The organism is Streptomyces sp. NPDC046931 (assembly GCF_040644655.1).
Lineage (GTDB): Bacteria > Actinomycetota > Actinomycetes > Streptomycetales > Streptomycetaceae > Streptomyces.
The window spans coordinates 157,188-178,169 of sequence record NZ_JBEYWX010000006.1; the positions used below are offsets into that span (position 1 = coordinate 157,188).

At 72.2% G+C, this 20,982-nt stretch carries 17 protein-coding genes and 1 pseudogene; 9 read left to right on the forward strand and 9 right to left on the reverse strand.

Annotation, left to right across the window (positions count from 1 at the left end; translation table 11 throughout):
* Positions 1-120 precede the first annotated feature (120 nt).
* Positions 121-1,053, reverse strand: a complete 933-nt coding sequence (locus tag ABZ876_RS14435) for a LysR family transcriptional regulator (protein ID WP_361779485.1) — start codon at positions 1,051-1,053, stop codon at positions 121-123.
* 135 nt (positions 1,054-1,188) lie between these two features.
* On the opposite strand from ABZ876_RS14435, the gene ABZ876_RS14440 reads away from it, so the two are divergent.
* The 4 genes from ABZ876_RS14440 to ABZ876_RS14455 all read left to right on the forward strand — a co-directional run bounded on the left by ABZ876_RS14440 (position 1,189) and on the right by ABZ876_RS14455 (position 4,490).
* Complete coding sequence (locus ABZ876_RS14440) at positions 1,189-1,884, forward strand: type 1 glutamine amidotransferase domain-containing protein (RefSeq protein ID WP_361779488.1); 696 nt, start codon at positions 1,189-1,191, stop codon at positions 1,882-1,884.
* A 109-nt stretch (positions 1,885-1,993) separates the two neighbouring features.
* Positions 1,994-3,580: a phosphatase PAP2 family protein gene (locus tag ABZ876_RS14445; protein ID WP_361779491.1), complete on the forward strand. Its 1,587-nt coding sequence runs from the start codon at positions 1,994-1,996 to the stop codon at positions 3,578-3,580.
* 32 nt (positions 3,581-3,612) lie between these two features.
* Positions 3,613-3,963 (forward strand): metalloregulator ArsR/SmtB family transcription factor, encoded by a 351-nt coding sequence (locus ABZ876_RS14450; protein ID WP_361779494.1) that lies wholly within the window; start codon positions 3,613-3,615, stop codon positions 3,961-3,963.
* Positions 3,960-4,490: an SRPBCC family protein gene (locus ABZ876_RS14455; RefSeq protein WP_361779497.1), complete on the forward strand. Its 531-nt coding sequence runs from the start codon at positions 3,960-3,962 to the stop codon at positions 4,488-4,490. Before ABZ876_RS14450 ends, ABZ876_RS14455 begins: the two co-directional genes overlap by 4 nt.
* A 4-nt stretch (positions 4,491-4,494) precedes the next feature.
* Here the strand turns inward: ABZ876_RS14455 and ABZ876_RS14460 are convergent, their stop codons facing one another.
* The 5 genes from ABZ876_RS14460 to ABZ876_RS14480 all read right to left on the reverse strand — a co-directional run bounded on the left by ABZ876_RS14460 (position 4,495) and on the right by ABZ876_RS14480 (position 11,593).
* Entirely contained in the window at positions 4,495-7,311 is a 2,817-nt protein-coding gene (locus ABZ876_RS14460; RefSeq protein ID WP_361779500.1) for an NHLP bacteriocin export ABC transporter permease/ATPase subunit, read from the reverse strand.
* A 1-nt stretch (position 7,312) separates the two neighbouring features.
* Positions 7,313-9,526: an NHLP family bacteriocin export ABC transporter peptidase/permease/ATPase subunit gene (locus tag ABZ876_RS14465; protein WP_361779949.1), complete on the reverse strand. Its 2,214-nt coding sequence runs from the start codon at positions 9,524-9,526 to the stop codon at positions 7,313-7,315.
* Between the two features lie 17 nt (positions 9,527-9,543).
* Positions 9,544-10,350 carry an HlyD family efflux transporter periplasmic adaptor subunit gene (locus ABZ876_RS14470; protein ID WP_361779503.1) on the reverse strand — a complete coding sequence of 269 codons (807 nt, stop codon included), beginning with the start codon at positions 10,348-10,350 and terminating at the stop codon, positions 9,544-9,546.
* A 93-nt stretch (positions 10,351-10,443) separates the two neighbouring features.
* Complete coding sequence (locus ABZ876_RS14475; protein WP_361779506.1) at positions 10,444-10,659, reverse strand: type A2 lantipeptide; 216 nt, start codon at positions 10,657-10,659, stop codon at positions 10,444-10,446.
* 493 nt (positions 10,660-11,152) lie between these two features.
* Complete coding sequence (locus tag ABZ876_RS14480; RefSeq protein WP_361779509.1) at positions 11,153-11,593, reverse strand: PaaI family thioesterase; 441 nt, start codon at positions 11,591-11,593, stop codon at positions 11,153-11,155.
* 192 nt (positions 11,594-11,785) lie between these two features.
* Here ABZ876_RS14480 and ABZ876_RS14485 point away from each other — a divergent pair, with 192 nt between their 5' ends.
* From ABZ876_RS14485 to ABZ876_RS14500, 4 genes are all read left to right on the forward strand, one after another.
* Positions 11,786-13,210, forward strand: coding sequence for a S1 family peptidase (locus ABZ876_RS14485; protein WP_361779512.1), 1,425 nt, complete (start codon positions 11,786-11,788; stop codon positions 13,208-13,210).
* A 281-nt stretch (positions 13,211-13,491) separates the two neighbouring features.
* Positions 13,492-15,945 carry a SpoIIE family protein phosphatase gene (locus tag ABZ876_RS14490; RefSeq protein ID WP_361779515.1) on the forward strand — a complete coding sequence of 818 codons (2,454 nt, stop codon included), beginning with the start codon at positions 13,492-13,494 and terminating at the stop codon, positions 15,943-15,945.
* 65 nt (positions 15,946-16,010) lie between these two features.
* Complete coding sequence (locus tag ABZ876_RS14495) at positions 16,011-16,532, forward strand: metallophosphoesterase (protein WP_361779518.1); 522 nt, start codon at positions 16,011-16,013, stop codon at positions 16,530-16,532.
* Between the two features lie 139 nt (positions 16,533-16,671).
* On the forward strand, positions 16,672-16,884 hold the full coding sequence (locus tag ABZ876_RS14500; protein ID WP_361779974.1) for a hypothetical protein: 213 nt from the start codon (positions 16,672-16,674) through the stop codon (positions 16,882-16,884).
* A 27-nt stretch (positions 16,885-16,911) separates the two neighbouring features.
* Here the strand turns inward: ABZ876_RS14500 and ABZ876_RS14505 are convergent.
* Both ABZ876_RS14505 and ABZ876_RS14510 read right to left on the reverse strand, forming a co-directional pair.
* Positions 16,912-17,253: pseudogene (locus ABZ876_RS14505) on the reverse strand (thioesterase domain-containing protein); the annotation flags it as partial.
* Positions 17,254-17,333: 80 nt separating this feature from the next.
* On the reverse strand, positions 17,334-17,645 hold the full coding sequence (locus ABZ876_RS14510; protein ID WP_361779521.1) for a hypothetical protein: 312 nt from the start codon (positions 17,643-17,645) through the stop codon (positions 17,334-17,336).
* A gap of 127 nt (positions 17,646-17,772) precedes the next feature.
* Here ABZ876_RS14510 and ABZ876_RS14515 point away from each other — a divergent pair, with 127 nt between their 5' ends.
* Entirely contained in the window at positions 17,773-19,641 is a 1,869-nt protein-coding gene (locus tag ABZ876_RS14515) for a cellulase family glycosylhydrolase (RefSeq protein WP_361779524.1), read from the forward strand.
* On the opposite strand, the gene ABZ876_RS14520 is transcribed toward ABZ876_RS14515, so the two are convergent.
* On the reverse strand, positions 19,634-20,887 hold the full coding sequence (locus ABZ876_RS14520; protein ID WP_361779527.1) for a YncE family protein: 1,254 nt from the start codon (positions 20,885-20,887) through the stop codon (positions 19,634-19,636). The two genes, ABZ876_RS14515 and ABZ876_RS14520, sit on opposite strands and share 8 nt — an antisense overlap.
* Positions 20,888-20,982: the final 95 nt, after the last annotated feature.

Consider the following 20,982-nt stretch of genomic DNA (forward strand, 5'->3'; position numbering starts at 1 on the left):
CCGCCGAAAGGGCTCCCCAGGCAAGCACAGCGGGGGGCAACGCGGAAGACGGAGGAAGGCCATACCGGAGCGGGCCCTTCCCCCGTGCCTTCCGGGTGCCGGGTGCCGTGTGCCGGGTGGCTACCAGGAGCGTGCGGCGCGCAGCAGTTGGTCGCGGACCCGGTCGACGTCGGGGTTCTCCGAGGGACCGGGACGCTGGACGAGGAAGCCCGTGTTGATCGGCGGGTCGTCGGGCTCGTGCAGCAGGACGACGGTTCCGGCGGCGAGTTCGCCCAGACAGAGGTATCGCGGCAGGACGCCGAAGCCCGCACCCGCGACGACCGCCGAGAGGACCCCGCGCAGGTCGGGCACCGTCAGGGCGGCTGCTCGCGTCAGCCGGGTGCCGAACACATGACGCCAGTAGCGCCGGGTGATGGGGAGGTCCTCGGCGTACGACACCAGGGGCACCTCGTTCAGGGCGGCGGGCCCCTCGGCGGCCAGCCGCCGCCGGACACGCTCCGCCCAGTGACCCGCCGCGACCAGCACGAACTCCTCGTCGCCCAGCGGCACGGAGGTCAGGGTCCGGCCCCGGGGGCGGGTCGTGGCGCACACCAGGTCGTGCCGGCCCGCGCGCAGCTCCTCCAGCAGCGTGTCGGTCAGCCCCGTCGTCACCCGCAACCGGACGCCCTCCGCCACCAGCGGAGCCAGGGCGGGCAGCACGGAGGTGCACAGGAGTTCGGAGGGGCCGGCGAGATGCACCGGGCCCGCCCGGCCGCCCGGCGCCCCCTCCGGCCCGGCGGCGGTCAGCAGCGCGTCCAGGGGGCCGGCGATCCTCGCGGCCAGCTCGTCGGCGACGGGCGTCGGTGACACGCCTCGTGGCCGCCGCTCGAACAGCTCGCGACCGGTCTGCCGTTCCAGGGTGCGCATCTGCGTGGTCACCGTCGGCTGCGACAGCCCGAGCAACTGGGCCGCACCGGTGAACGAGCCGGAGCGGTACACCGCCACAAAGGTGCGCAGCAGGTTCAGATCGGGCTGTGGCTGCGGGGCCGCGGGGCGCGAGGCTTCCTGAGTCATTCGATTTCCAATACCAGGCATTGCATCGATCATTGGAATCCTATCGCCCGGCGCCCTACGGTCGAGGAAGCCGGCGCATCGGACGATCCCCGTCCGGGATGCCGGCCCCCATGACCGCACCCTCGGAGACAATCCATGTCGAAGATCCTTTTCGTGCTGACCGGCGCCGACCACTGGACGCTGGCCGACGGCACCAAGCACCCCTCCGGTTTCTGGGCCGAGGAGGCCGTCGCCCCCTACGAGGCGTTCAGGGCCGCGGGCCACGAGATCGTCGTGGCCACCCCCGGCGGTGTCGTCCCGACCGTGGACGAGAGCAGCCTGACGCCCGAGCTCAACGGCGGCCAGGAGAACGCCGACCGGATCCGGGAGGTCCTCACCTCGGCCGCCGAGTTCAGCCACCCACTCCCGCTGGCGGACGTCGACCTCGACGAGTACGCCGCCGTGTTCTACCCCGGCGGTCACGGTCCCATGGAGGACCTCGCCGTCGATGCCGACTCCGGCCGCCTGCTCGCTCACGCCCTCGACTCGGGCAAGCCGCTGGCGGTGGTGTGCCACGGCCCGGCCGCACTGCTGGCCGCCACCCGGGCCGACGGCTCCAACGCGTTCGCCGGGTACCGGGTGGCGGCGTTCACCAACGCCGAGGAGACCCAGTCCGGTTTCGCCGACCGGGCCAAGTGGCTGCTCCAGGACCGTCTCACCGAGGCCGGCGTGCTGGTGCAGACGGGCGAGCCCTGGGCGCCGAACGTGGTGGTCGACCGCAACCTGGTGACCGGCCAGAACCCCGCGTCCTCCGCTCCGCTGGCCACCGAACTGCTGGCGAAGCTGGGCTGACCGGACGGCGGGGCCCGTGGGCCCGCGGTGTCCATCGGTCGGAGCAGGTGGGACGCCGGTCGGGTGTGTCCCGGATGCCGGTGCCGGCGCATACCGGTAGCCGTGGAGCATGCGCTTCCTCGGCGAGCTGGACCAGCGGCTGTTCACCCGGGTCGCCACGGCCCGTCTGCCCGGCGCCGATCCGGCGCTCACCCGGCTGAGCCGCTCGGCCGATCACGGACGGCTGTGGCTGGGGGCGGCGGCCGGGCTATCGGCGCTCGGCGGCCCCGCCGCCCGGCGCGCCGCCCTGCGCGGAGCCGGTTCGCTCGCCCTCGCCTCGCTCACCGTGAACACCGTCGTCAAATGGACGGCCCGGCGTCCGAGACCGCTGCTGGACCCCGTCCCGCCCATCCGGCACCTCCTCCGGCAGCCGCGCACCACGTCTTTCCCCTCCGGCCACTCCGCGTCGGCCGCGGCCTTCGCCACCGGGGTCGCCCTCGAATCCACCGGCTACGGCGCGCTGATCGCGCCCGTGGCCGCAGCGGTCGCCTTCTCGCGGGTCTACGTGGGCGTGCACTACCCGGGGGACGTCCTGGCCGGAACCATGATCGGCATCGGCGCCGCGGTGCTGACCTGCCACTGGTGGCCGCCGCGCCAGGTGAACCCGCAGCGCGAGCGGCCGCCCGTCGCGGCACCCGCCCTGCCCGGCGGCGACGGGCTCGTCGTCTTCGTGAACACCGGCGCCGGGCCCCCGGCCGGCCCGCTGCCGTTCGCCGCCCTCCTGACGGAGCTCCTGCCGCGGGCGGAACTCGTGGAGTGCGGACCGGACGGCGACTTCGGGGCCCTGCTCGACCGGGCGGTCCGTCGCGCCCTCGCACTCGGTGGCGCACTGGGCGTCCACGGGGGCGACGGCACCGTCAACGCGGTGGCCCGGGCCGCCACCCGCCACGGTCTGGCCCTCGCGGTGTTCCCCGGCGGCACCCTCAATCACTTCGCCCTCGACGTGGGTGTTCCGCACGTGGAGGACACGGCGGCCGCGGTCGTGCGCGGTGAGGCGGTCGCCGTGGACGTCGGGATCGCCGCACCCCTCGTGGACCGGGCTGCGGACGCGGGTACGGACGCGGCCACGGTGCCGATGGAATTCCTGAACACCTTCGGCATCGGTCTCTATCCCGAACTGGTCCGGCTGCGCGAGCGACTGGAGCCCCGGCTCGGCAAGTGGCCCGCGGCGACCGTGGCGCTCATCCGGGTGCTGCGCACCGCGACGCCCGCCGAGCTGCGCCTCGACGGGCGTCCCCGCAGGCTCTGGCTGCTCTTCGCCGGCAACGGCCGTTATGTGCCCGACGGCTTCGTGCCCGCCTTCCGTCCGCGGCTCGACGACGGGCTGCTCGATCTGCGGCTGATCGACGGGAACCACCGGCTGGCCCGCACCCGGGTGGTCCTCTCGGCGCTGGCCGGGGCGCTCGCACGCTCCCGGGTGTATGCCGCCGAGCGGGTGCCCGAGGTGCGGATCGAGAACCTCAGGGGCACCGACACCTGCGCGTACGACGGCGAGGCCGTCCCGGCTCCCGGGGCGTTGCGGCTCGGCAAACGGAACCGGGCGCTCGTCGTCTACCGGCCCGCCGTCCCGGGCAACGAGATCGCCCAGCAGGCACGGCTCGCCGCCCTCGTCGCCCGGTACCGCGGACGAGCGAGGGGCCGACCGCGTATTCCTTGACGGGAATATAACTGCAAGGGCATATTAGGGCCGTGTCCGAAGCCTCCTTGTGGACCGCCCTCGCCGACCCCCACCGGCGGGCCATCGTCGCGCTGCTCCTGGAGCGGCCGCGGCCCGTCGGTGAGATCGTCGAGGCGTGCGGGCTCAGCCAGCCGAGCACGTCGAAGCACCTGAAGGTGCTGCGCGACGCGGGCCTGGTCCGCGTACGACAGGACGCGCAGCGCCGCGTGTACGCGCTCGACCCGTCCCCCATCGCCGCGCTCGACGCCTGGCTCGACCCCTACCGCAGGCTGTGGAACAGCAGCCTCGACGCGCTCGGACGGCGCCTCGACGAGACCTCGGACGACCCCGACGAACCTCCGCGAAGGACTGATCCGCCATGACCGCCGACCTCACCGGCACATACCTCACCCTCGACGACGGCCGTTCCGCCGTCCGCTTCAGCCGCGTCTACGACCACCCGGCCGACCGCGTCTGGCGGTTCGTCACCGACGCCGACGAACTCGCCCGGTGGTTCCCCTCCCGCGCCGAGTTCGAGCTGCGTCCCGGCGGCACCGTCCGCTTCAGCGGGGACCCCCACATGCCCGATTCGACCGGCACGGTACTGGCCGTCGACGCGCCCCGGCACCTGTCGTTCCTGTGGGGCGGCGACGAACTGCACTTCGACCTGGAGGAACTGGACGGCGGACGCACACGGTTCACCCTCACCAACGTCCTCGGGGAGCGGGACGCCGCCGCCCGCAACGGCGCGGGCTGGGAGGTCTGCCTCTCGGCCCTGGACGCCCGGGCCCGGGGCGAAGGCCACGAGGGACCACATGCCGGGGTCGGCACCTCCTGGAAGGAGTACTACGAGGGCTACGTCCGGGCCGGCGTCCCCTCGGGCGCGCCCGTCCCCGGTGCCGGCGCCTGACCGCTCACGCCAGCTGACGCCGCACCAGCTCGTGCAGCCGCCCGTTCGTGTCCGCGAGGAGCTGCGCCGGCGGGCCCTGCTGGGCGACCTTCCCGTCCTCCATCACGATGACCCGGTCCGCGTCCAGCACCGTGGACAGACGGTGGGCGATCACGATCCGGGTGGCGTTCAGGGCACGGGTGGACTCGATGACCTTCCGCTGTGTCTCGTTGTCCAGGGCACTCGTCGCCTCGTCGAAGAACAGGATGCGCGGGCGGCGGATCAGCGCCTGGGCGATCATCAGCCGCTGGCGCTGTCCACCGGAGACCGCGCCGCTGCCCTGGACGATGGTGTGCAGACCCATGGGCATCCGCTTGATGTCCTCCGCCAGCCCCGCCATCTCGGCCGCCGCCATCGCCTCCTCCGGCGTGTACGGCTCGGTGCCGCAGATGACGTCCAGGATCGAACCGGTGAACGGCTGCGCGTGCTGGAGCACCACCCCGCACTGCCGGCGCACCGCCGACTGGTCGAGCGCCGCGAGGTCCTGGCCGTCGTACAGCACGCCGCCCGAGACGGGCCTGTCGAAGCCGATCAGCAGCCGCAGCAGCGTCGACTTGCCGCAGCCGCTCGGGCCCACGATGGCCACGAACTCACCCGGTCGCACCTCGAAGGACACGTCGTCGAGGACCAGGGGACCGTCGTCGGCGTAGCGGAACGACAGCCGGCGCGCCTCGATCGCCCCGGACAGCACACCCGGCCGGGTACTCGCCGTACGCACCTCCGGGGCCGCATCCAGCACCGGCTTGATCTCCTCGAACAGCGGCAGCGCCGCGACCACCGAGACGAACGCGCCGGTGAGCTGGGTGACCGAGGTCAGCAGCATGGTCACCGCGGTGTTGAAGGTGAGGAAGTCCGCGGCCGACAGGGAGCCCCGGGCCGGGCCCGCGAGCAGCATGAACAGCAACAGCGAGCACAGCGGCAGATACACCGCGCCCAGCACCGTGGTGAGGTTCTTGATCCGGCCCACCTTCTGCTGGAGCTCACGGCTGCGCGCGAACTCGCGTGCCCAGGAGGCGTAGGCGTAGTTCTCGGCAGCCGCGACCCGCAGCTTGGGCAGACCGCGCAGCGTCTGGAACGCCTGGTTGTTCAGCTTGTTGCCGAGCCGCACCAGCCGCCGCTGCCAGCGCACCTGCCACAGGCCGAGCCCCAGGAAGACGGCGGCGATGACGACCAGCATGCCGATCGCCGCCAGTGCCATGGGCACGCTGTACCACAGCAGCAGCCCCAGATTCATCGCCCCGACCGTCACCGACTGGGCGACCACCGGACCGACTCCGGCGAGCAGCCGGCGGATGGCGCTGATGCCCATCGCCGCACTCGCCAGCTCACCCGTGGAGCGCTCCGCGAAGAACTTCGTCGGCAGCCTCAGCAGGCGGTCCCAGACCGCAGGCTGGAGCGTCGCCTCGATCCGTCCCTCCAGGCGCAGGATGCTCAGGTTCTCCAGCAGCATGAACGCCGCCGCCACCACACCCGTGACCATCACGGCGAGGCAGACCTGCACGATCAGCCCCTCCTGGGCCTTCGGCACGTACTCGCCGAGCACCTTGCCGGTGGCGACGGGCACCAGCGCGCCGATGGCGACGGTGACAAGACCGCTCAGCAGAAGGCCCAGCAGATCGCCCCGGGTGCCGCGCATGCTGAAGCGCAGCAGCCGCAGCAGGCCCAGTCGCCGCTCCGGAAGCGGGCGGTAGAACATCACGGCCCGCGGCTCGAACTCCGCCGCGTTCGCCTTCTCGACGGGCGTCTCGCGACCCGACGACGGCTGCACGGCGACATAGCCGCCGCGCCGCCACAGCAGCGCGACCGGCGCGCCCGACAGGGCCCGATGGCCCACCAGCGGGCCGACGTCGTCGCGCCACCAGCGCCCCTCCAGCCGTACGGCCCGGGCGCGGACCCGGGAGGCGACCGCGATCCGCTCGACCGGATCGAGGCGGTCGCTCTCGGTGCCGCTCTGCCCGGGGTCGGCGAGTGTGATCCCGGCCTCGCGCGCCACCAGCCGGCAGGCCGCGTACGTGGCGTCGGCCTCGGCCGCCGTCGTGCGCCGGGCCGACGGTCTGCCGATCGAGGCGAGCAGTGTGCGGTCGGCCTGGGCGCGGACCGCCTCGCCCGCCTTGATGCCGGCCGCGGTCCGGGTCTCGTGGCTGCGCTCCACCTGCTCGATCCACCGGTCGAGGGTGGCGAGCAGGCGGTACTGCTGGTCGACCATGCCCTGCCAGACCGCCGGGTCCATCAGCAGATCGGCCGCGGCCTCCGCCCCGTACAGGGAGCCGTACTGGACGCTGCCCGGCGGCACCTGCATCCAGAACACGTCGTCGTCCGTGATGTCTGCGGCCCGTTCGCCGGCCATCGGCGCCTGGAAGAGGATCGACAGGGCCCGGCCGACGCCCAGGGCGAGGGCGTACTCCAGCGGGCTCGTCGTCGGCGGTACGTACTGCGGGTTGCCGTATGCGTCGTACGACCAGGTCTGGGTGTCGGCCTGCTGGTACAGCTCGCGGAGCTGGATGCGGCGCACCGCGCAGTCGCGCACCGGCCGGGCGACCAGGGTGTGCTGGGGGCCCGCGACCGGGCCGAGCAGCAGCGAACCCGCCTCGAGACGGCCCAGATGGTGCCAGTGGCCCTGAACGGCGGCGTCCACCGCGAACAGGTCCAGCGCGCCGGACGCGACCAGCCACAGCACCTGCGGGCCTTCCAGGTCGAGCCGGCCCAGGCCCGAGCAGTCGACCGGGGACCCCATCCCACCCAGCGCGCCGAGGACGAGGTCGCCCTCCTGAACCGCCGTCATCTCATCGCTCCCTGACCAGCTCGGCGTACGCCCCGCCGGCCGCCACCAGGGCGTCGTGCCGCCCGCGTTCCACGATCGTTCCGTGCTGGAGCACCACGATCTCGTCGCTGTCGCGCACCGTGCTGAGCCGGTGCGCGATCACCACGCAGGCGCAGCCGCGCTTGCGCAGGTTGTCGATCACGGTCTGTTCCGTCTCCGCGTCCAGGGCACTGGTGACCTCGTCGAGGACCAGGATGCTGGGATCGCGCACCAGCGCCCGTGCGATCTCGAGGCGTTGACGCTGGCCGCCGGAGAAGTTCCGCCCGTCCTGCTCGACCCGGCTGTGGATGCCCCCCGGGCGGCGCATCACCACGTCGTACAGGGCGGCGTCCCGCAGCGCCGTGACCACCGCGTCGTCCGGGATCGACGGGTCCCACAGCGCCACGTTGTCGCGGACCGTGCCCTCGAAGAGGAAGACGTCCTGGTCGACGAAGGAGACAGAGGCGGCGAGTGCCCCGCGCGGAATGTCCTGAAGACGCCGCCCGTCGATGCGGATCTCGCCCTCCCACGGGGCGTACAGGCCCGAGATCAGCCGGGACACGGTCGACTTGCCGCTGCCCGAACCGCCGACCAGCGCCACCTGCTGACCCGGGCCGACCGCCAGGCTGAAGCCGCTCAGCAGCGGCTTGTCCAGCGGGCTGTATCCGAAGGTGATGTGCTCCAGTTCGACATGGCCGTGCAGGCGGCGCGTCGACTCGCCCCGTCCGGAGCGGCCGTAGAGCGGGTCGGCCTCGAAGTTCTCCACGTCCTTCAGACGTGCCACGTCCGCCGCGAAGTCCTGGATACGTCCCGCGACCCCGTTGAGCCGGGTGATGGGCGCCGTGAACCGCGTCACCAGCGCCTGGAAAGCGACCAGCAGACCGATCGAGACATGTCCCTCGACCGCCCGCAGACCGCCGATCCACAGGATCAGCGCGCTGTTGAGCGTGGCGAGCGTCGGCGCGACCACCCCCAGCCAGGCGCTCGGCACCCCGAGCCGCTGCTGTTCCTCCAGCGTGGTGGCGTGCTGCCCGGCCCACTTGCGGAAGTAGCCGTCCTCGCCGCCGGTCGCCTTCATCGTCTCGATCAGCTGAAGCCCGGTGTAGGCGGTGTTGGTGAGCCGGGCGCTGTCCGCGCGCAGCTTCGCGGTGCGCGTCGCCCGCAGCCGTACCACCACCCGCATGGCCACCACGTTGAGCAGCGCGACGCCGATGCCGACGAACGTCAGCTGCGGATCGTAGGTGTAGAGCAGCACCGCGTAGAGCACGACGACGATCGCGTCCACGCCCGCCGCCGCCAGATCGCGGGCCAGGGTCTCGGCGACCGCGTCGTTGGACTGGAGGCGCTGCACCAGGTCGGCCGGGCTGCGCTGGGCGAAGAACGTCACCGGCAGGCGCAGCAGATGGCGCAGGAAGCGGGCGCTGGAGAGCGTCGAGGAGATGATCCGGCCGCGCAGCAGATTCGCCTGCTGCAACCAGGTCAGCACGATCGTGAGCAGCACACAGGCGGCCATCGACACGAAGAGCACGCCCAGCAGCGAGGTCTGCCCGCCGATGAGGAACATGTCGATGTACGTCCGGCTGAGCGCGGGCAGCGCGGCGCCCACCGCCACCAGCAGGAGGCTCGCGAGGATCGCGGCGGGCATGGTGCCCGAGGTGCCGCGCAGCCGGGCGGGCATGGCGCCGAGGACGCCCGGCTTGCGGCCGCCCTTGGTGAAGCCCTCGCCCGGCTCCATCACCAGGACGACCCCGGTGAAGCTGGTGTCGAAGTCCTCCATCGGCACGAAACGGCGGCCCTTGCCGGGGTCGTTGACATACACGCCCCGGCGGCCGAAGCGGCGCCCCATGCCGTCGTAGACGACGTAGTGGTTGAACTCCCAGAAGAGGATCGCGGGTGCCTTCACCTCGGCGAGCGCGGCCGTGTCCATCTGCATGCCCTTGGCCGTCAGGCCGTAACTGCGGGCCGCCTTGAGGAGGTTGCTGGCGCGCGAGCCGTCGCGGGAGACACCGCAGGCGATCCGCAGCTCCTCGAGGGGGATGTGCCGGCCGTAGTGGCCGAGCACCATGGCCAGGGAGGCCGCGCCGCACTCCACGGCCTCCATCTGGAGCACGGTGGGGGTGCGGACGGTCTTCGTCCTGCCCTTGGGTACGGTGCGCTTCGGCGGAGCGGCGCGGCGCCTCCCCCGTACCGGGGGCAGGGTGTCCGGGGGAGCGGTCACGGCAGAAGCCAATCGACGGGACGCTGATCGGCCATGTGGATCGAACCGGTGGCCAGGGTCATGGAGGTGAGGGCGAACGGAGGACCGTCCGCGGACGACCACCGGTAACCGCTTCTCGTGCCGGAGGACTTGTCGAGCCGTACGAGGACGGCCACCGGGCGGCCCTTCCCGGTGAACTGCTCGCCCAGCTGGCCGTCGCCCAGGAACGCGGCGATCTGCTGCGCCGACTGGGGCGCCCGGTCCACGGACTTCACATGACCGCGCAGCACGCCGTACCGCTGGGACGGCACCGACTGCACGGTGAGGTCCACGGAGGCGTTCGCGGGGATGGAGGCGGCGTTCTGGGCGGGCACGTACACCGTCGCATACAGCGGGTCGGAGGCGTGCGCGACCTTCTCCACCGAGGCGACGTTCGCCCCGGTCCGGATGATCTGGCCGATGGTGGCGGCGAGCGCGGTGATACGGCCCGCGGCGACCGTGCGGACCACCGCGTCGCCCCCGCTCGTTCGCACCTTCACCACAGGCGCGTCCGCGGGCAGCCGTTCGCCCTCCTTGGCGAGGACCGCGGTGACCTGTCCGGCGACGGGGCTCTGGAGGATGTAACTGCCCTCCCCGTGCGTGAGGATGGCGGGCGCGCTGACCGTGGAGGCCACCGAGCCGGTGACGGCCCACGCGGACGCGGCGGCCATGGCGGCCACCGTCACGGTGAGTACGAGCCAGCCCTGGGGACGCGCGAAGCGCACCGGGAGGTCCAGCTCTTCGGGCGACTGGAGTTTGGCGAGGGCCTGTTGGCGGAACTGCACGGAACTTTCCCTCACCTGTCCGGAGAGAATGACGGCATCCGAGAGTCCCGGAACCGGGAGCCGGTTCCGGGACTCAACGGCACAAGGGCGCGATCAGAGGCCGGCGACCAGCTGGGTGACCGGGGCGGTGTTCAGGCCGGTGACACCCTCGACGGTGCCGACAGCCGTGCCGACCAGGCCGGAAACCGGGGCGACGCCGTCCACCAGGCCGGTGGCGGAGCCCACGGCGTTCAGCTGAAGGCCACCGGAAACGGCGTCCAGCTCGGTGTCCGAGATCTCGGCGGTCTCAACCTGGGGGGTGGAGTTCATGATGGAACTTCCCTTCATATGGATATTCACAAGGGGGAGAGCGGCCCCCCTCTGGGGACAGACGGTCGGCCGCGTCCGCGAGCGCCGGGCACCCGGCGCCGGGGCCCGTGGGGGCGGCCCCGCGGTGCAACGGATCAAAGCACGCCGGCGCGTGGCTCTTCCAATCAACCAGCGCTCTCACCAGGGAAATTGACGCTCCGAAGCGGGGACCCGTGCAGGTGCGGGCACGACGTGTCGGCGACTTCTTCACATGCTGCGCGGCATCCACTCCGACGGCCCCTTGCAGCACGGAACCCGAAAGGGACACTCCTGGCCCAATAGTGCGGCCCCCGGTGCGCGAGTGTGCAGATCCGTCGCGCACGGTGACCCGCTTGCGCAATGGCTGTGCAGATTCCCTGAAGCCGAAATTCCGTTCCGCGTCCGGAACCGATCGTGACCGATCGGTCGCCGACCGTGTGCGGGTCGCCCGCAGACCGTGCGCGGATCCGCGCCGTTACGGAAGCCCGCCGCTGCCGGTCCGGGGGTCCTGGCCGAGCAGTGCGTACACCGTGCTCGCCCGGGCCGCGATCTGCGCCGTGTCACCCACGGTCATCGTGATGTCGGCGAACGCCAGGCGCCGGCCCAGCTTGGTGAGCACCGCCTCGACCAGCACGTCCGCGTCCACGATCGCGCGCTGGAAGGTGGTGGACTGCTGGACGGTCGTCATGGGCACAAAACCGCCGCATGCCGCCGACACCGCGATCACCGTCGCCGTGTCGGCCGCGGCCATCAGTGCCTGACCCGACAGCGCGCCACCCTCCCGGGCGAGCCGGGTGGACCAGGGCAGCCTTAGCACGGCCCGCCGGTCGTCCAGTTCCACCACCGTCAGGCCCAGTTCCTGCACCCAGGGGGCGAAGCTGTCGGAGAGGATCTTGTCGGCTTCCGCTGGCGTCATGCGTGGTTCTTTACCCCTCGCCAAGCCCCGGCAGACGCGTTTGCCACCTATCTCACGCTTTCGCATACGCCAACTCGGCCAGTTGCACGAGCCGTTGAACACCCCATGTGACACCTGCGTATCAACAGGCATCCAGGCGCCCAGTCAGCTGCCGGACGGCGGCAACCCACCCCGTCCCCAGGAGGTCAAGAGTTGAGTCACAAACGCATACCCAAGCGCAAGGCCGCGATCGCGGCGGGAAGCGTGGCGGCGCTCGGAGCGGCGGCCCTTCTTCTGCCCAACGCCAACGCGTCCCAGACGGACCCGTCGCAGGGCGGCACCCCGAAGACGTTCAAGGCGGCCGACGTCTCGGACCTCGCCGCGCAGCTGGCCTCGCAGCTGGGCGACGCCTTCGCGGGCTCCTACTACAACGCCGACAAGCAGCAGATCGTCGTCAATGTGGTCGGTGACGACAGCAACGTCGTCAACACCATCAGAAAGGCGGGCGCGGTCCCCAACCAGGTCCGCAACAGCACCGCCGACCTCCAGGCCGCCGCCAGGACGCTCAAGGCGAAGGCCACGGTCCCCGGCACCGCGTGGTCCGTGGACCCCAAGACCAACGAGATCAGGGTCACCGCCGACAGCAGCGTCACCGGCGCCAAGTGGGACAAGGTGCAGTCGACGGTCAACAGCCTCGGCTCGGGCGTGGCGACCCTCAAGAAGTCCGCGGGCACGTTCAAGACGTTCGTGTCCGGCGGTGACGCCATCTTCGCCCAGGCCAACGGCGGCGGCGTGCGCTGCTCCCTCGGCTTCAACGTCACGGCGAGCGACGGCAGCCCGGCCTTCCTGACGGCCGGCCACTGCGGAGTCGCGGCCAAGCAGTGGTCCGACTCCCAGAACGGCCAGCCGATCGCCACCGTCGACCAGGCCACCTTCCCCGGCAACGGAGACTTCTCGCTGGTCAAGTACGACGACCCCAACACCCAGGCCCCGAGCGAGGTCAATGCCGGCAACGGGCAGACGGTCCAGATCACCCAGGCCGCGGACGCGGTGGTGGGCCAGCAGGTCTTCCGGATGGGCAGCACCACCGGTCTGCACGACGGAAGCGTCACCGGTCTCGACGCCACCGTCAACTTCCAGAGCGAGACCAACCCGGGCGGCGTCGACACCGTCACCGGCCTGATCCAGACCAACGTCTGCGCCGAGGCCGGAGACAGCGGCGGCTCCCTGTTCACCCAGGACGGCAGCGCGATCGGCCTCACCTCGGGCGGCAGCGGCGACTGCACCGCCGGCGGCGAGACCTTCTTCCAGCCGGTGACCACGGCGCTCAAGGCGACCGGCGCGACGCTCGGCCTCGGAGGCGCCGGCGGTGGGGGCGGCGCTGGTGACCAGAGCGCGAGCCCTGGTGACCAGAGCGCGAGCCCTGGCGATCAGAGCGCGAGCCCTGGCGATCAGAGCGCGAGCCCTGGCGATCAGAGCGGTGCCGGCGACCAGGGCGCGACCCCGGGTGACCAGAGCGGGACCGGCGACCAGAGCGGCGCCGGGGCGGGCGGTGCGGCCGACCCGTCCGGCAGCGACCAGTCCGGGCAGGCGCAGGGCGGCGGAGCGGCCGACGGCTCCTCCCTGTCGGGCCACTGAGCCCGTGAGCCAGAACGGTCCGGCCCTCCGGCGGGAGGGCCGGACCGCTGTACGTCGGCCGTGGACGCCCCGAGCGTTCGCTGCCGCTAAGTCGTTCCGGCCAGGGCATCCCAGGGACGACGCGCACGGACACAACATGCACGGAGGCGACATGCACGGAGGCGACATGCACAGAGGCGACATGCACAGAGGCGACATGCACAGAGGCGACATGCACAAAGAGCTGCACCGACACGCGCAGAGGGGCTGCGCCGACGTCGCGGAAGCGCTGTAATTGCAGAGTGGGCAGTGAGGGCGCTGCGGGACGCAGAACGAGAACGCAGCGTGCGGAACTTGCCCTCAAGACGCTCACCACGGATCTCGAACCCCGCGAGCGTCTGCGGCGCATCCTCGAACAGGCGCTTTCCTACACGGGGGCGACACTCGCCGCCGTCTACGCCCCGCACGAGAACGGTGACGGGCTGCGCCTGATCGAGACGGTCGGCGTGCCGAGGGCGCTGTACGGACTGCGCGACGTCCACCCCCTGACCGCAAACGCCCCCGCGGTCCACCCCGCAGGACAGCCCCTGTGGCTCGCCCCCGAGGACCTCGGCCGCTGTGCCGACGCGGGCCGGCTGCCCCCGGAACCGGACTTCTCGCTGGGGGTGCTGCCCCTGCGGGACGGTGGCTGCCTGGCCGCCGTCACCGACCAGCCGGGCGGCTTCGACGCCGAGGACCGCGAGTGCCTCCAGCTCGTCGCCGAGGCCCTCGCCGGCCCCACGCCGGCCTCGGCCGTCCAGGGCACACTCGCCGGCAGCTCCTTCAGCCTGGCCGTGGACAGCGGCCGGGTCGAGGTCGACGACGAGGTACTGGATCTGTGCGGCATCGATCGGGACGCGTTCGACGGCAGGGTCGAAACCCTGCTCGCCAGGACCGTTCCGGAAGACCTGCCGGCCCTGATGTCCGTGGTCGAACCCGACCGTACGTCCGTCGGCGACCGGGAGCTGGAGTTCCGCATCCTCCAGCCCTCCGGCGAGCCGAAATGGCTGCGGCTGCGCGGACGGCTGGTGCCCGCGACGGAGGGCTGCCCCGCCCGGCTCGTCGGTACGGTCGCCGAGGCCTCGAAGCTGCGCCCCGCCGTCAGCGACGTCACCCGCATCCAACGGCTCGCCGCGGCCCTCGCCACCGCGGGCACCGTCCGCGACGTCAGCACGGCCGTGGTCGCCGCCCTGCGCGCCCCGCTGGGCGCTGACCGGATCGCCCTGGCCGAGCTGGAGTCCGACCGGCTCGTCGTCACCGTCCTCGACCCGCCCGAACCCGAGGCCTGGCCCGAGGTGTGGCGCACCGAGTGGCGCACCGAGTGGCCCGACGCTCCCGTACGGGCCATGCCGACCCTCGCCGCGGCGCTCCGGGCGGGCCGCCCGGCCGTCTGGCCCGCCGGCACGGCCCTGGAGCCCGCGCTCGCCGAGGTCGGGCCCGGTGGCCTCGCCGTGCTGCCGCTGCCGGCGGGCGGCGGAACGGCCGGCGCCTGCCTCGTCGGCTGGGACCGCCCGCACGACTTCACCCCCGACGAACGCGCCCTGCTCACCGCCGTCGCGGGCCTCGCCGGACAGGCGCTCGTGCGCGCCCACGCCTTCGACGCCGAGCACGAACTCATCGGCATGCTCCAGCGCGCCCTCCTCCCACGCCGCCTGCCCCAACTGCCCGGCGCCGTAGCCGTGGCCCGCTATCTGCCCACGACCGCGGGCCTGGAACTCGGCGGCGACTGGTACGACGTGATCCCGCTGCCCGACAACCACGCCGCCCTCGTCATCGGCGACGTCCAGGGCCACAACGCCGGTGCCGCCACCCTGATGGGACAGATGCGCACGGCCCTGCGCGCGTACGCCGCCGAGGGCCACCCCCCGGACGTCGTCGTCGCGCACGCCAACCGGCTTCTCGTGGACATGGAGTCCGACCTCTTCGCCACCTGCTGCTATGTCGACGTCGACATGGAGGAGGGCACCGCCTGGTGCGTCCGCGCCGGACACATCCCGCCGGCGCTGCGCCATCCGGACGGCAGAACGGAGATCATCGAGGCGGAGGGGGGACCGCCCCTCGGCGTCGTCGGCCAGGCCGACTTCCCGATGACCCCGCTGCGGTTGCAGCCCGGCGCGGTCATCGCCCTCACCACGGACGGGCTGGTGGAGACCGCCGAGACCCCCCTCGACGACGGCCTCGCGCGGCTGGCCGGGGAACTGTCCGCCGCCGATCCCGGCCACCTCGGACTCGTCGCGGACGTGCTGCTCGCCGACGCCAACCGCAGCGACGACGTCGCCCTCCTGCTGGTCCGCTACGACGGGATGGCGGTGCGCCCGCTGCGCGAGACCTGGACGGTGTGGCGCGTGCCCCAGGCGGTCCGGCACGCCCGCCGGTTCACCCGGCGCTCCCTGCGCACCTGGGGCGTGGAGCAGAAGGAGATCGACACGGTGCTGCTCGTCGTCTCCGAACTCGTCACCAACGCCCTCGTGCACACCGACGGCCAAGTCCGCCTCGACCTCACCCTCCTGAACCACCGGCTGCGGGTCTCGGTCGCGGACGCCTCACCGCGTACGCCGATCAAGCCGACGAACATCGGCTGGGAGGCCACGGGCGGCCGCGGCATCCTGCTCGTGGAGGCCATGGCGGCGGCGTGGGGGACGCTGCCGGTCAGCGGCGGCAAGCAGGTGTGGGCGGACCTCCACCTGGAACACCCGCCGACGACGGTACGCACCTGACGACCACCCGCGGCGCCTGCGCCCGGTGGCGTGCCCCGGCCGCTGCGTCATGACACCCTGCCGTTGTGCGCTTGCTGCTCATGTCCGACACCCACGTCCCCCGGCGCGCCAGGGAACTTCCCCCGCAGCTCCTCGCCGAACTCCCGCGTGCCGACGTGGTGGTCCACGCCGGCGACTGGGTGGACGCGGCCACGCTCGACCTGCTGGAGAGCCGGTCCGCGAGGCTGATCGGCGTCCACGGCAACAACGACGGCCCCGCTCTGCGGGCCCGGCTGCCCGAGGTGGCCCGCGCCGACCTCGATGGTCTGCGCCTCGGCGTCGTCCACGAGACGGGTGCCGCCCAGGGCCGCGAACGCCGCTGCGCCCTGCGCTTCCCCGACCTCGACGTGCTGGTCTTCGGGCACAGCCACATCCCGTGGGACAGCACCACAGACACCGGCCTGCGGCTGCTGAACCCCGGTTCCGCGACCGACCGCCGCCGCCAGCCCCACTGCACGTACATGACCGCGACGGTGACCGAGGGCGCGCTCACGGACGTACGACTGCACCGCCTGCCCCCGCGTAGCCCCGGACAGGCAGCGGACTGACTCACCGGCAGAGCGATCCGACCCAGCCGCGGATCGCCCGCGCCATCGTGGCCGCGTGCTCCTCCAGCAGCTCAGACGGGTGCCCGGGAGGTCCACCGTGTCGTGGGCACCGGGCCAGTCAGACCGCCACCGGTCCGGCATGCCCGGCAGCGGCCGCGTGGCGCGTACCAGCAGCGTGGGCACGTCCGTCGGCGTCGGCTGCCAGCCGCGGAACACCCGGGTGTACGCGCCCAGCGACAGCAGGGTCAGCTCGTCCACCGCGGTGTCGAACCGCTCGCCCGCCTCCACCGCGAGCCGGGCGGGCAGGGCCAGCAGCCAGGGCTCGGCCTCCCGGTCCGCAGTGATGTGGTAGGGGTCCAGCAGGACGGAGCCCCGCCGGGGGAGTGCCCCGGTCCGCCGGACGTGTGGTCACCGCGTGCGCGGCCGAGGCGCCCATGGAGTGGCCCGCGACCACGAACGGGCGGCCGCCCAGATCCTGCCGCACGGTCGTGGCGTGCAGTGCGGTGAGCGTCGCCAGGTCCCGTGCGACGGCGTCCCCGTCGTCGATGCCCGGGTGCCGCACCTCGAACACGTCCCGCTCGCCGTCGAAGTGGGCGGCGATCCCCGCGTGCCAGGTCCGGCCCAGGTGGGGGGCGAAGCCGGGAACGCACACGAGCGCCGGGTCACCCGGACCCACGGCCGGGCGCAGCGGGCGAAGTGCGTGCCGGGCGCCCTCGTCCATGCCGAACGAGGGTGCCCCCAGGGAGGCGGTGACCAGGTGCCGGGACAGCAGCCCGCCCAGGGACCCGGTACCGCCGTTGATCAGGACGGTGCCCGTGCCGAGCGAGCCACCGTGGGCGACGGGGGGCTGGGCATCAGCCGCGGAACGCTCACCACGCCCCCGTGGACGGCGAGTTGAGGTTCACCGGTGGCCACGGCCGCGGGCAGCGGCCGGAGCGACTCGGGCCGGTCGTCCACGTCCACGAGGGTGAGGCGGCCCGGATACTCTTCCAACTCCCCGTAGGTCACAAACCGCAGCGCGTCCCGGTACGCGGTCTTGCGCCCCCGCCGGGCCGCGTGCTCCCGTAGCGTGCCCGGCAGCGCACGGAGCAGCCCGCCCTGAAAATCCGTCATCCCCGCCCCTTCGATCACGGACATGCGCTTGATAACGGTATGTCAGCAGAAAGCGTGTTCCTCGCCCGCCGCGCCCGTCCGGCGCCGGGTGTTGACGTGATGCATCCCTCGGCTGATTGTGCTGTACATGGCAAAGCTGCGCGTACGTCTGCTCGGCGTTCTCGTGTCGCTCACCGGTCTGCTCGCGGCGACGGGCGGCCGGCCCGTCGCGGCCGCCTCTCTTCCCGGCTCCCTCTGGTTCGACGCCCCGGCGTCCGCCTCTCTCACCGTGCGGGACGGCCGCCTCGTCGACGGCCTCGGCCGCGAGGTCGTGCTGCGCGGCTACAACGTCTCCGGCGAGACCAAGCTGGAGGAGAACGGCGGACTGCCCTTCGCCTCGGTCGCCGACGCCAGGAAGTCCGCCGCCGCCGTGCGCGCCCTGGGCGGCGGCAACGCGGTCCGCTTCCTCCTCTCCTGGGCCCATGCCGAGCCCGTCCGCGGCCAGGCCGACACGGCCTACCTCGCCGCGGTCACCGACCAGATGCGGGCGTTCCTCGACGCCGGCATCCGTGTCCTGCCCGACTTCCACCAGGACCTCCACTCCCGTCACCTCTTCGGCCAAGGCAGCTGGTACACCGGCGACGGCGCGCCCAAGTGGGTGGTGGACGCCGGGAGTTACCCCGCGGAGTCCTGCGGTGTCTGCTTCTTCTGGGGCCAGAACATCACCCAGAACCAGGCGGTGACGAGGGCGTCGTACGACTTCTGGCACAACGCGTACGGCGTACAGGACGCCTTCCTCGCCACCGCCGAGAAGACCATGGCCTACCTCACGCGGTACCTGACGGAAGACGAGTTCGCACAGGTCGTGGGCTTCGACCCCTACAACGAGCCGTACGCGGGCAGGTACGACGCCGGGGAGACCGGCCGCACCTGGGAGCGGAACGTGCTCTGGCCGTTCTACGCCCGGTTCCGGGCGCGCATGGACGCGGCGGGCTGGCAGGACAAGCCGGCCTTCGTCGAGCCGAACCTCTTCTGGAACGCCAACATCTCCTTTCGGCGGCAGGAGGGAGGACTCCTCGACGCGGGCACGATCGGACCGCGGTACGTCCTCAACACCCACTTCTACGACCAGAAGGCCATCTCCGGCATCCTCATGTGGGGCAAGGCGGGGGACGGGCAGTACGCGGGCGACTTCGGCACCGTGCGCGACCGGGCCGCCGCCCTGGGCACGGCCGCCGTCGTCAGCGAGTTCGGCCATCCGCTGTCCGGCTCGGTCTCCGACAAGGCGCCCACCGTGTTGAAGGCGATGTACCAGGCCCTCGACTCCCGCCTGCCGGGCGCGCGTTGGTGGACGGAACCGATGAACTCCGGGGCCGTGCTGTCCGGCACGCAGTGGCAGTGGGACCTCTACAGCGGCCGGCACCGCGAGCTGATGAACGGCAACCCCGGCAAGGTGCTCACCGTCGGCGACGCCTGGAACGGCGAGGACCTCTCGGCGGTCGCCCTCGACGACTCGGGCTCCCCGGTCCTGCGCCAGGACGCCCGGCTGCTGGACCGGCTCTACCCGGGTGCCACCGCCGGGACGGCGCTCGCCTTCACCTACGAGGACCGATCCCGCGACGGCGCGACCACCCTGACCTGGAACCCGGTCCCGGACTCGCTGCCCCACGTGGCGCGTCTGGTGGGCTCGGGTCAGTACGGCGTTCTGGTCTGGCGCTCGAACGGCTCCGCCGCGCCCACGGAGCTGCATCTGCCCGCCTCCTTCCCGCCCGCGTCCACCACCGTGGTCTGCGACCTCGGCACCGCGGCGGGACTGCCCGCCTCCGCCGGGCCGGCCCCGATCGCCGTGGCGGACGAACCCGGTGGCCTGGGCGGCAAGCGGCTCCTGCTGACCGCGTCCGACACCGCGGCCGTGCACTACGCGCTGGTCACGAACGGGGCGACGGCTCCGTCCGCGTCCCTGCTGAGCGCGGCGCGGGCGGAGCTGTCGGCGTGGGCGGCGAGGGAGATCAGCTAGCGGACGGGCCCCTCCAGTCCGCCGGGACATGCGCCAGGCGCACCCGCTGCGGGTGGTCGCCGACCCGGACCGAGACCGTCTTCTCGCCCGTCGCGAAGTCGACCGCGGTGACCTGGTCGGCGCCGCTCTCCGAGATGACGCAGTCCCTGCCGTCCCCGCTCACTGTCGCCCAGTAGGGCTTGGAGGCGGCGACGAGCGGGCCCTGCCGGAGGGTGGCGCGGTCGACGACGGTCGCGTAGTCGTCCATCGTCCCGGCGACGCACAGCCTGGTTCCGGACGGGTTCATCGAAATACCGTGGTGGCGTGAGTCGTTGACCCATGTGGTGCGGTCCTCGCCGGTCGCCGGGTTCTTCGGCAGGGTCTTCACCCGGGTGATCCTGTCGGCGGCCACGTCGTACTCCAGGAAGCCGTTGAAGAACGACACCTGGAAGTAGAGCTTGGACTCGTCGGGGGCGAAGACGGCGGGGCGTACCGCGTCGGAGAAGTCCTTGAGGCCGACGGCGTCCAGCCGGCTCCGCATGTCGATGACCTTGACCTGTTTGAAGGTGGCGGCGTCCACGACCGTGATGTGGCGGTCGCCCTTCGTCCAGTCCCACGCCGGGTCGTCGAGCGAGGTGGTGACGTCGCCGATGGCCATGTTCCAGATGTACTTGCCGTCCTTGGTGAAGATGTTCTCGTGGGGCTTGTCGCCGGTGGCGAAGGAGCCCAGCTCCTTCCCGGTGCCGATGTCGAGGACCTGCACCTTGCCGGCGGTGGAGGCGGAGACCGCGACCCTGGCGCCGTCGGGGGAGACCGCCATGTGGTCGGCGCGGTAACCGGCCACCGGGAAACGCCAGTTGATCGTGCCGGTGGCCAGGTCGATGGACACCACGTCGGCGAAGCTCGGCCGGGAGACCACCATCCACCTGCCGTCCGGAGTGGAGTACATGTCGTCGACGAACTGGTCGTGCCCCTCGCCGACGCTGTTGCGGATGGCCATGAAGTAGATCCACTTGATGGGGTCGGCGTTGATCTCCGCCAGCCGCTCGGCCTTGTCGGGGATCACGTTGACGCGGCCGATCCTCGCGAAGTCGCCGCTCGACCCGATGACGTCGGCGGTGCCGTCCCAGTTGTTGCCCACGAACATCACCTCGCGCAGCGCGGCGGCGGAGGAGTCCTGCGCGGAGGCCGCCGTCGCCGTCTGGCCGGCGGTCAGGGCGAGGACGGCGGCGAGGGCGAGCAGGTACCGGGGTCTGAAGGCAGGCATGGTGGGGTCCCTGTCGTCGATGGAATCTGAATACGCCTACGTTCACAGTGACTTACTGGAAAGTAAGAAGGGGGTGGCCCTCTTCACAAGACTCC

Coding starts and splice junctions, on each gene's coding strand:
- ABZ876_RS14445 (WP_361779491.1), top strand. CDS start 1,994: ATGCGCTTCCTCGGCGAGCTGGACCAGCGGCTGTTCACCCGGGTCGCC.
- ABZ876_RS14500 (WP_361779974.1), top strand. CDS start 16,672: ATGCCCGGCAGCGGCCGCGTGGCGCGTACCAGCAGCGTGGGCACGTCC.
- ABZ876_RS14440 (WP_361779488.1), top strand. CDS start 1,189: ATGTCGAAGATCCTTTTCGTGCTGACCGGCGCCGACCACTGGACGCTG.
- ABZ876_RS14515 (WP_361779524.1), top strand. CDS start 17,773: ATGGCAAAGCTGCGCGTACGTCTGCTCGGCGTTCTCGTGTCGCTCACC.
- ABZ876_RS14475 (WP_361779506.1), bottom strand. CDS start 10,659: ATGAACTCCACCCCCCAGGTTGAGACCGCCGAGATCTCGGACACCGAG.
- ABZ876_RS14455 (WP_361779497.1), top strand. CDS start 3,960: ATGACCGCCGACCTCACCGGCACATACCTCACCCTCGACGACGGCCGT.
- ABZ876_RS14460 (WP_361779500.1), bottom strand. CDS start 7,311: ATGACGGCGGTTCAGGAGGGCGACCTCGTCCTCGGCGCGCTGGGTGGG.
- ABZ876_RS14510 (WP_361779521.1), bottom strand. CDS start 17,645: ATGACGGATTTTCAGGGCGGGCTGCTCCGTGCGCTGCCGGGCACGCTA.
- ABZ876_RS14520 (WP_361779527.1), bottom strand. CDS start 20,887: ATGCCTGCCTTCAGACCCCGGTACCTGCTCGCCCTCGCCGCCGTCCTC.
- ABZ876_RS14435 (WP_361779485.1), bottom strand. CDS start 1,053: ATGACTCAGGAAGCCTCGCGCCCCGCGGCCCCGCAGCCACAGCCCGAT.
- ABZ876_RS14480 (WP_361779509.1), bottom strand. CDS start 11,593: ATGACGCCAGCGGAAGCCGACAAGATCCTCTCCGACAGCTTCGCCCCC.